This window comes from Kineococcus gurbantunggutensis, assembly GCF_050871925.1.
GTDB lineage: Bacteria > Actinomycetota > Actinomycetes > Actinomycetales > Kineococcaceae > Kineococcus.
The window spans coordinates 1-8848 of the sequence record NZ_JBJLSG010000182.1 but is presented as its reverse complement, the minus strand read 5'-3'; the positions used below and the strand labels follow the sequence as shown (position 1 = coordinate 8848).

Here is an 8848-nt window from a genome sequence, read left to right as displayed (position 1 = left end):
CCCGCCGGCGGCGGGCCCGGCGCCGCCCGCCCCCCCGCCCCCCGGCCCGCGCCCGCCGGGCCCCCCCCCCCCCCCCCCCCCCCCCCCCCCGGCGCTCAGGCCGCGCCCAGCGCGTCCTTGAGCGGGTCGATCGCGAAGTACAGGACGAACAGGGCCGCGGTCACCCACAGCAGCGGGTGCACCTGGCGGGCCTTGCCGCGCACCACCTTGACCACCACGTACGCCACGAAGCCGGCGCCGATGCCCGCGCTGATGGAGTACGTGAACGGCATGAGCACGATCGTCAGGAACGCCGGCAGCGCGATCTCCACGTCGTCCCAGTCGATGCCCTTGACCTGGGTCATCATGAGGAACCCGACGACGACCAGGGCCGGCGTCGCGGCCTCGTAGGGCACGATCGAGACGGCCGGGGCCAGGAAGGTCGCCAGCAGGAACGCCACGCCGGTGACCACGCTGGCCAGCCCGGTGCGCGCCCCCTCGCCCACGCCGGTGGCGGACTCGATGAAGCTGGTGTTGCTGGAGACGCCGGCCGCGCCGCCCGCGCTCGCCGCCAGGGAGTCCACGACGAGGATGCGGCGCATGTTCGGCGGGTTGCCCTCGGCGTCGAGCAGGTCGCCCTCCTTGCCGATGGCGACCATCGTGCCCATGGTGTCGAAGAAGTCGGCCAGCAGCAGCGTGAAGACGAGCAGCACCACGCTGACGACCCCGATGCGGCCGAAGCTGCCCAGCAGGTCGAACTGCCCCAGCAGGGAGAAGTCGGGGGTGTCCACCCAGGTGTCCGGCAGGGCGGGCACGTTCAGGCCCCACGCGCGCGGGTCGCGCACCTCCCCGTCGGCGCCGGTGCGCGGGCCCAGGTCGGCGACGGCCTCGACGACCACGGCCAGCACGGTGGCGGCCACGATGCCGACGAGGATCGCCCCGCGCACGCCGCGCGCCATGAGCACGACCATGAGCAGCAGCCCGGCGACGAACACCAGCGTCGGCCAGCCCGACAGGAAGCCGCCGATGCCCAGCTCCAGCGGGGTGCCGCTGCCGCTGCGCACGAACCCGGCGTCGACCAGGCCGACGATGGTGATGAACAGCCCGATGCCCACGCTGATGGCGGTCTTCAGCTGCGCGGGCACCGCGTGGAAGACGGCCTCGCGGAACCCGGTGAGGACCAGCACGAGGATGATCAGGCCCTCGATGACCACCAGGCCCATCGCGTCCGCCCACGTCATCCCCGGCAGCGCCGCGACGCCGAAGGCGACGAACGCGTTCAGCCCCAGCCCCGTGGCCAGCGCCAGGGGGTAGTTGCCGACGACGCCCATGAGGATCGTCATGACGCCGGCCACCAGCGCGGTGCCGGCCGCGACGGCCGCCAGGTCCGGGGCGTCGCCGCCGCCGAGGAAGGTGCCCGTGCTGTCGGGCTGGGTGCCGATGATCAGCGGGTTCAGCACGACGATGTACGCCATCGTGAAGAACGTCGCGAGACCGCCGCGGACCTCGCGGCCGACGGTCGAGCCCCGTTCGGAGATGCGGAAGTAGCGGTCCAGCGCCGATCGCGGGCGCGGGGGACTGGTGTGCGTGGCCATCGGGCACCTCGGGGTGGTCGTGCGGGGCGAGGGGCGGCCGCGACGTCGAGGCCGGCTGGGATCCTGCCAGAGCCGGCACCCCGGCCGGCGCCACCGCTGCCGCGGGTGACCTCCCGCGACGCTGCGCAGCGGCGCCGGCGCGGCCGCCGCTCAGCGCAGCGGCGCCTGCTCCCCGCCGGCCACGGACCCCCCGCGCACCGGCGGCGCCGCCTCGCCCAGGGCCACGTCGGCGCGCACCTCGCCCCCCTCGTCGGGCACCAGGACGCCGGTGGCCACGGGGGAGTACCCGGCCGCGGTGAGGGTGTACGAGCCGGGACCGAGGTCCTCGAAGGAGAACGTGCCGTCCTCGCCCGTGGTGGCGGTGCCCACGACGTCGCCGGTGGCGTCGGTCAGCGCGACCACCGCCTCCCGCACCGGCAGGCCCCCGCCGTCCAGGACCGCCCCGGTCAGCCGCCCGCCGCTGCTCACCACGACCTCGCGGCTCAGGGCCGCGCCGTCGGGCAGGTCGACGTGCTCGGCGAGCGGGCGGTGCGCCTCGCTGAGCACGCTGAGCACGTAGCCGCCCCCGGGCAGGTCCAGGAAGCGGAAGAAGCCGTCCTCGGCGCTGCGGGTGGTGGCGAAGACCTCCCCGCGCACGTCGAGCAGCGTCAGCACGGCGCCCTCCACGGCGTGCGCGGGCGCGGACGGGCGGCTGGAGGTGCGCACCCACCCGGTCAGCGAGGCGGTCCCGGCCAGCTGCACGTCGCGCTGCACGGCGACGTCGGCCACCGCCACCAGGGCCGCGGCAGGCTTGGCGCCGGGGGCGGCGGTGATGAGCAGGTAGGTGCCGCCGGCCCGCAGCGGCAGGCGGTAGCGGCCCCGCTCGTCGGTGTCGGCCCGCCCGACCTGCCGGCCGGCGGGGTCGGTGACGGTGACCACGGCGCCCGGCAGCGCCCGCCCGCCCGCCCCGGTCACGGTGCCGCGCACGGCGAGGCCGCCGTCCTCCTCGTCCGCGTCCACCGCGTCCACCGCGTCCGCTCCCGCGGTGCGCCCGTCGGCCGCGGGCTCGGGCGCCGCGTCCGCGGGCGCGCCGGGGCGCGGGACGGGCACGGCGCCGGCGGCGCGCCGCGCACCGGCGTCCGCGGGGGCGCCGGTGTCGCCGTCGGTGTCGGTCTCGCCGGCCAGCGCCTGCTCCAGGCCGCGGCCCTCGGCGTCCACGTTCGGCACGACGCGCTGCATCCAGCGCGGCATCCACCACGCCCGCTCCCCGAGCAGCGTCAGCGCCGCGGGCATGATCACCATGCGGACGACGAGGGCGTCGACGAGCACGCCGACGGTCAGGGCGGTGCCGATGGAGCCGATGATCGCGTCGCCGCTGGTGGCGAAGCCGACGAAGACGCCGCTCATGATGAACGCCGCGGCCACCACGACGGGCGCCGAGCGGCGGAAGCCGGAGAGCACCGCGCGCTTGGGGGCCAGGCCGTGGGCGTGCTGCTCGTGGATCGCCGAGACGAGGAACATCTGGTAGTCCATCGCCAGGCCGAAGAGGATCCCGACGACCAGCACGGGCATGAAGCTCAGCAGCGGCGCGGGCTGGGCGACCTGGAAGACGTCCGAGAGCCAGCCCCACTGGTAGATCGCCACGACCGAGCCCAGCGAGGCGCCCAGGGAGAGCAGGAACCCGACGGTGGCCATCAGCGGCACCGCGATCGAGCGGAACAGCATCACCAGCAGCGCCAGCGCGAGCACCACGATGACGGCGATGTACACCGGCAGGGCGTCGTCGAGCGCGTCGGTGACGTCGATGTCCAGGGCGGTCTGGCCGGTGACCAGCACGCGGGCCCCCTCGGTGCCCCCGGTCGCCCCGCGGATCGCGCGCACCAGGTCGCTGGTGCCCTCGTCGGTCGGGCCGCTGCCGGGCACGACGGTGATCAGCTGCGCGGTGCCGTCGGCGGAGGGCACCGCGGGCGCCACGGCCACGACGTCCTCCAGGCCCTGCACGCGCTGGGCCACGCCGGTGGCGGCCGCCGCGACGGCGGCCGGGTCGGTGCCGTCCACGACGACGAGCAGGGTGGCCTGCGAGCCCTCCCCGAAGCCCTGCACGAGCAGGTCGTACGCCTGGCGGGCGGAGGAGGCCGGGTCCTCGTTCTCCGCCGACGGCAGCGCCGTGCGCATCGAGGCGACCGGCAGCGCGACCACGCCGACGGCGACGACGGCGACGAGCAGCGCCACCACCGGGTGGCGGGTCACCCCGCGCGCCCAGCGGCCCAGCGGGCCGGGACCGGCCAGGGCGCCCTCGGCGAGGGTCTCGCCGTCGCGGGCGTGCTCGGCCTGCGCGGCCCGCAGCGCCGCCGGGTCCAGGCCGCGCTCGCGCCCGGGCAGCACCCGGCGGCCCATCACGACCAGCAGGGCCGGCACGGCCGTCAGCGCGACCAGCACGGCGACGGCCACGGTGGCGGCCGCGGCCAGGCCCATCTGGGTCAGGAACGGGATGTCCACCACCGCCAGGCCCACCAGGGCGATGATCACGGTGGTGCCGGCGAAGACGACGGCGGTGCCCGCGGTGCCCACGGCCCTGGCCACGGCCCGCGGCACGGGGAGCCCGGCGCGCAGCTCGGTGCGGGTGCGGGCGAAGACGAACAGGGCGTAGTCGATGCCGACGGCCAGGCCCAGCATGGAGGCCAGCGCGGGGGTCGTGGCGGACAGCGAGACGACCTTGCCCAGCGCGGTGATGCCCAGGACGCCCACGCCCACGCCGACGGCGGCGGTCAGCAGGTTCGCCCCGGCCGCCACCAGCGAGCCGTAGGTCAGCACCAGCACCACCAGGGCCACCAGCAGGCCGATGGCCTCGCTGGCGTGGCCGGCGGCCTCGGTGCCGAACAGCTGCGAGGTCACCTCCACCCGCACGGCGCCGTCGGCGCCGGCCAGGTCCTGGCCGGTGGCCGCCGAGAACGCCTCGGTGGTGTCCTCGCCCACCTCGCCGACCGCGCCGTCGAAGGTGACCGTGGAGGCGGCGATGGTGCCGTCGGCCGACAGCCGCGGCGCCGGGGGCGCCAGCGGGTCGGTGACCGAGACGACGCCCTCGATGCCGCGCAGCCGCGCCAGCAGGCCCTGCACCGCCTCGCCGTCGGGGCCGGTCAGCGTGCTGCCGGCCGGCGCCTGGAACACCACGGTGGCGGTGGCCGCGTCGGCCCCGGCGGAGAACTTCTCGCCCACCACGTCCAAGCCCTCGCTGGCCTGGGTGCCCGGGATGGAGAAGCCGGTGTCGTCCGGCGCGCTCTTCTCCAGCCCGAGCGCCAGGGCGGCGAGCACGGCGAGCAGCAGTGCCCAGACGGAGAGCACCAGCCGGTGGCGGCGGGCGCTGAACCGTCCCAGGCGGTACAGCAGGGTGGCCATCGCGGGACTCCTCGGTGGGGCGGTGGGGCTGCACGCCGGCGCCGGTGACGGCCGTGCTGCTAGACGGTCGGCTAGTCGACGGTACCCCGCGGGTTTGCCGATCGGCAATCGGCCACCTAGCCGACCGGCAAGCCCGTCGATAGCCGCGCGGCAAGCGCGCCACCGCGCCGGGCCGTTACAGTGGCGCGGTCCGGACCCGTCCCCAGGAGGAGCATGACCACCGCGCCCGGCGAGGAGCGGCAGTCCGCCACCGACCCCGTCCGCCTGCACGAGGCCGCCCTGCGCCTCTTCGCGCGGCACGGCGTCAGCGGCACCTCCCTGCAGATGATCGCCGACGAGCTGGGCGTGACGAAGGCGGCGGTGTACTACCGCTACAAGACCAAGGACGAGCTCGTCCTGGGCGTGGCCCGGCCCTTCGTCGAGCAGATCGAGCGGATCGTCGACGCCGCCGAGACCCGGCGCGGGCACCGCGCGCGCGTCGAGGCCGTGCTGACCGGGCTGGTCGGCGTCATCGTCGACGCGCGCCGGCTGTACGTCGTCGTCACCAGCGACCCCTCCATCGGGGACCTGACCCTGCTGCAGCCCCTGCTGCACGACCTGGGCCGCCGCCTGCTCGCCGTGCTCGCCGGCCCCGCGCCCGACGAGGCCACCCGCATCAGCGTCAGCCTGTTCCTCTCCGGCCTCGTCGGCCCCCTGCACGACCCCGCCTGCGCCGACGTGCCCGACGAGGTGCTGCGCGGCACGCTGCTGGACCTCGGGCGCCGGCTGCTGCTGCCGCGCCGGGCGAGCCGGGCCTGAGCCCCCGCCCGCCCCCGGGACCGGGAGCGGGGCGGGGAGGCGGGCAGGGGGGCCAGCGGGGCCCCGGGCTCAGCCGTAGTGCCGGGAGGTGGAGGTGCGCTGGGCCTCCTCCAGCGCCTCGAAGCGCGCCTCGGCGTGCGGGGGCAGCACCCGCCGCTCGCGCACCAGCCACGGCACCCCGCGCACGGCGTCGAGCACCCCCAGGGCGCTGGTGCGGTCCCGCGGCACCGTGCGCAGCAGGAACCCGGTGCGCCGCAGCGCCGCCGGCACCGGCCGGCGCAGCCACGTGAACCACAGCGTGTTGCGGATGCCGTGCCGGCGGCGCAGCTGCGACTCGCGCAGCACCGACGCCTGGTGGTGCACCGTGAGGTCCTCCAGGTAGCACAGCTCCCAGCCCGCAGCCGCCAGGTCCGCGGCCAGCAGCTCCTCCTCCCCGCCCAGCCACAGCCGCTTGGAGAAGCCGCCCACCTGCAGGAACGCCTCGCGGCGCACCACCGAGGCCCCCGCCAGGAAGCTGCCCAGCGCCGGCCCGGGCAGCCCCGGGGCGCCGCGCACGGGGGAGTGGCGCAGCTCGGCGACGATGCCGTCCTCCACCGCGCCGGGCTCCACGAGGATCCGCGCGGTCAGCACCGCCACCCGCGGGTCGGCGTCCAGCACGTCCGCCGCGCGCGCCAGCGAGCCCGGGTCCCACCAGGTGTCGTCGTCGCAGAACGCCACGTACGGCGTGGTGGCGCTGGCCACCCCGGTGTTGCGGGCCACCGCGCCCTGGTTCTCCGGCAGCACCACCACGTCCAGGCGGTCCCCGCCGGCGCTGCCGCGCGGGTGGCGCCGGCGCAGCGCGTCGGCGGTGCCGTCGGTGGAGCCGTTGTCCAGCACGATCACCCGCGGGCGCTCGGGCAGGCGCAGCAACCGGTCCACCGCCAGCACCGCCTCCTCGCGGCGCTGCCACGTGATGACCACCACGCTCACGCGCGCGTCCGGCGCACCCCGCGGCACCGGGCCCAGCGGCGCCGCGCCGCCCGCGGGCCCGCGCTCGCGGTCCCGGTGCTGCTCGTGCTCGTGCTGCACGGCGCTCACGCCGCGTCCCCGCTCACCAGGCGCAGCCGCCGCTCGACCTCCGCCGAGGGGCGCCGGCGCGCCCGCAGCGCGCGCGGCAGCCGCGGCGCCGCGTCCAGCACGGAGCGGCGGTGCTCGCCCCCCTCCAACAGCCACCGCGCGGTGCGCCCCGCCGCCACCGGCAGCGGCCGGCGCATCCACGCCGTCAGCAGGTAGTTGCGCCCCAGCAGCTCCCGGCGCATGTGCGCGGGGGAGCGGCTCACCGAGGGGTGGTGGTGCGCCACCACGTCCTCCACGTACGCCAGGCCCCACCCGGCGGCCACCAGGTCGTACGTCACGCGCTCCTCCTCGCCGGCGAAGAAGACCACGTCGTCGAAGCCGCCCACCGACAGGAACGCGTCGCGGCGCACGACCGCCGTGCACGCCAGGAACCCCAGCACGTCCGGGCCCGGCAGGTCCGGGCTGCGCCCCCACGGCGCCGAGGCCATGTCCGCGCAGATCGGGTCCAGCTCCTCGGCCGGCCCCACCAGGGTGCGCCCGGCCAGCAGCGCCAGCCGCGGGTGCGCGGCGAAGACCTCCTGCGCGCGCGCCAGCGCCCCCGGCTCCCACCAGGAGTCGTCGTCGGCGAAGGCCACCAGCTCCGTGCGCGCCGCGCGCACCCCCAGGTTGCGCGCGGTGGCGCCCAGGTTGCGGCCCGGCTGCAGCAGCCGCAGCGGCGGCAGCCCCGAGCGCTCCCGGCGCTGCGCCTCGGCGCGCACCACCTCCACGCTGCCGTCGCGCGAGCCGTTGTCCACCAGCACCACCGGCCCCTCGTGGCGCGGCAGGGTGGCGCGCAGGTCCTCGGCCCGGTCGCGGGTGGCGACGACGACCGTCACGTCGGGGTGCGGGGTGGCGGGGCTCACGGGCCGGACGCTAGCGGCGACACGCCGCAGCGTCGCGGCGGGGTGGACGGGCGTGTCGGGCCCGGTGGTGGTTGCATCGGCCACGTGATCGAGACCCCGCCGGACCCCGCCCCCGCCGCGGGGGGCACCGCCGCCACCTCCGCCCCCTCCGGGACCCTGGACGTGCGGCGCTTCTCCCGCGCCGTCGTCACCGGCGGCGCCGGCTTCCTCGGCAGCCACCTGTGCGAGGCGCTGCTCGCCGCGGGCCTGGAGGTCGTCTGCCTGGACAACTTCCTCACCGGCGGCCCCGTCAACGTCGAGCACCTCACCGACCACCCGCGCTTCACCCTGCGCCGGTGCGACATCACCGAGTACGTCCACGTGCCCGGCCCGGTGGACCTCGTGCTGCACTTCGCCTCCCCGGCCTCGCCGGTGGACTACCTCAAGCTGCCCCTGGAGACCCTCAAGGTCGGCTCCACCGGCACCTGGCACGCCCTGGGCCTGGCCAAGGACAAGGGCGCCAGGTTCCTGCTGGCCTCCACCTCCGAGACGTACGGCGACCCGCAGGTGCACCCGCAGCCCGAGACGTACTGGGGGCACGTCAACCCCGTCGGCCCGCGCGGGGTGTACGACGAGTCCAAGCGCTACGCCGAGGCCCTGACCACCGCCTACCGCACCACCCACGGCGTCGACACCGCCATCGTGCGGATCTTCAACACCTACGGCCCGCGCATGCGCGCCGCCGACGGCCGCGCCATCCCCACCTTCATCCGCCAGGCCCTGGCCGGCGAGCCCGTCACCGTCGCCGGCGACGGGCAGCAGACCCGCTCCATCTGCTACGTCGACGACCTCGTCGCCGGCATCCTCGCCCTGGCCGCCAGCGGGCACCCGGGACCGATGAACGTCGGCAACCCCGAGGAGCTGACCGTCAAGGAGATCGCCGAGGACGTCATCCGCGCCGCCGGGTCCGGCTCGACGATCGAGTTCGTCCCGCGCCCGCAGGACGACCCCCAGGTGCGCCGGCCCGACACCGCGCTCGCGCAGGGCGTGCTGGGCTGGAAGCCCGAGGTCGACTGGGCCGAGGGCCTGCGCCGCACCGTGGAGTGGTTCCGCACCACCGGCGACTGAGGCCCCCGGGCACGCCGCGCGCGCCGGGCGGTGCCC

The 8848-nt window shown here is 76.8% G+C and carries 6 protein-coding genes; 2 read left to right on the top strand and 4 right to left on the bottom strand.

The window, feature by feature from the left end:
• Positions 1-95: 95 nt before the first annotated feature.
• Positions 96-1574, bottom strand: coding sequence for an NCS2 family permease (locus ACRYR7_RS22170; protein ID WP_432574280.1), 1479 nt, complete (start codon positions 1572-1574; stop codon positions 96-98).
• Positions 1575-1724: 150 nt separating this feature from the next.
• Positions 1725-4949 (bottom strand): MMPL family transporter, encoded by a 3225-nt coding sequence (locus ACRYR7_RS22165; protein WP_432574279.1) that lies wholly within the window; start codon positions 4947-4949, stop codon positions 1725-1727.
• Positions 4950-5162: 213 nt separating this feature from the next.
• Here ACRYR7_RS22165 and ACRYR7_RS22160 point away from each other — a divergent pair, with 213 nt between their 5' ends.
• Complete coding sequence (locus ACRYR7_RS22160) at positions 5163-5747, top strand: TetR/AcrR family transcriptional regulator (RefSeq protein WP_432574278.1); 585 nt, start codon at positions 5163-5165, stop codon at positions 5745-5747.
• Positions 5748-5816: 69 nt separating this feature from the next.
• Here ACRYR7_RS22160 and ACRYR7_RS22155 read toward each other — a convergent pair whose 3' ends face one another.
• Both ACRYR7_RS22155 and ACRYR7_RS22150 read right to left on the bottom strand, forming a co-directional pair.
• Complete coding sequence (locus tag ACRYR7_RS22155; protein WP_432574282.1) at positions 5817-6716, bottom strand: glycosyltransferase family 2 protein; 900 nt, start codon at positions 6714-6716, stop codon at positions 5817-5819.
• A 104-nt stretch (positions 6717-6820) separates the two neighbouring features.
• The gene (locus tag ACRYR7_RS22150; RefSeq protein ID WP_432574277.1) at positions 6821-7705 is read right to left on the bottom strand and encodes a glycosyltransferase family 2 protein; all 885 of its coding nucleotides are present in this window, start codon (positions 7703-7705) and stop codon (positions 6821-6823) included.
• Between the two features lie 156 nt (positions 7706-7861).
• Here ACRYR7_RS22150 and ACRYR7_RS22145 point away from each other — a divergent pair, with 156 nt between their 5' ends.
• Positions 7862-8812 carry a UDP-glucuronic acid decarboxylase family protein gene (locus ACRYR7_RS22145; RefSeq protein WP_432574281.1) on the top strand — a complete coding sequence of 317 codons (951 nt, stop codon included), beginning with the start codon at positions 7862-7864 and terminating at the stop codon, positions 8810-8812.
• Positions 8813-8848 lie beyond the last annotated feature (36 nt).

Bases quoted from the DNA above. Each gene is read 5' to 3' on its own strand.
- ACRYR7_RS22170 (WP_432574280.1), bottom strand. From the start codon at position 1,574: ATGGCCACGCACACCAGTCCCCCGCGCCCGCGATCGGCGCTGGACCGC.
- ACRYR7_RS22165 (WP_432574279.1), bottom strand. From the start codon at position 4,949: ATGGCCACCCTGCTGTACCGCCTGGGACGGTTCAGCGCCCGCCGCCAC.
- ACRYR7_RS22160 (WP_432574278.1), top strand. From the start codon at position 5,163: ATGACCACCGCGCCCGGCGAGGAGCGGCAGTCCGCCACCGACCCCGTC.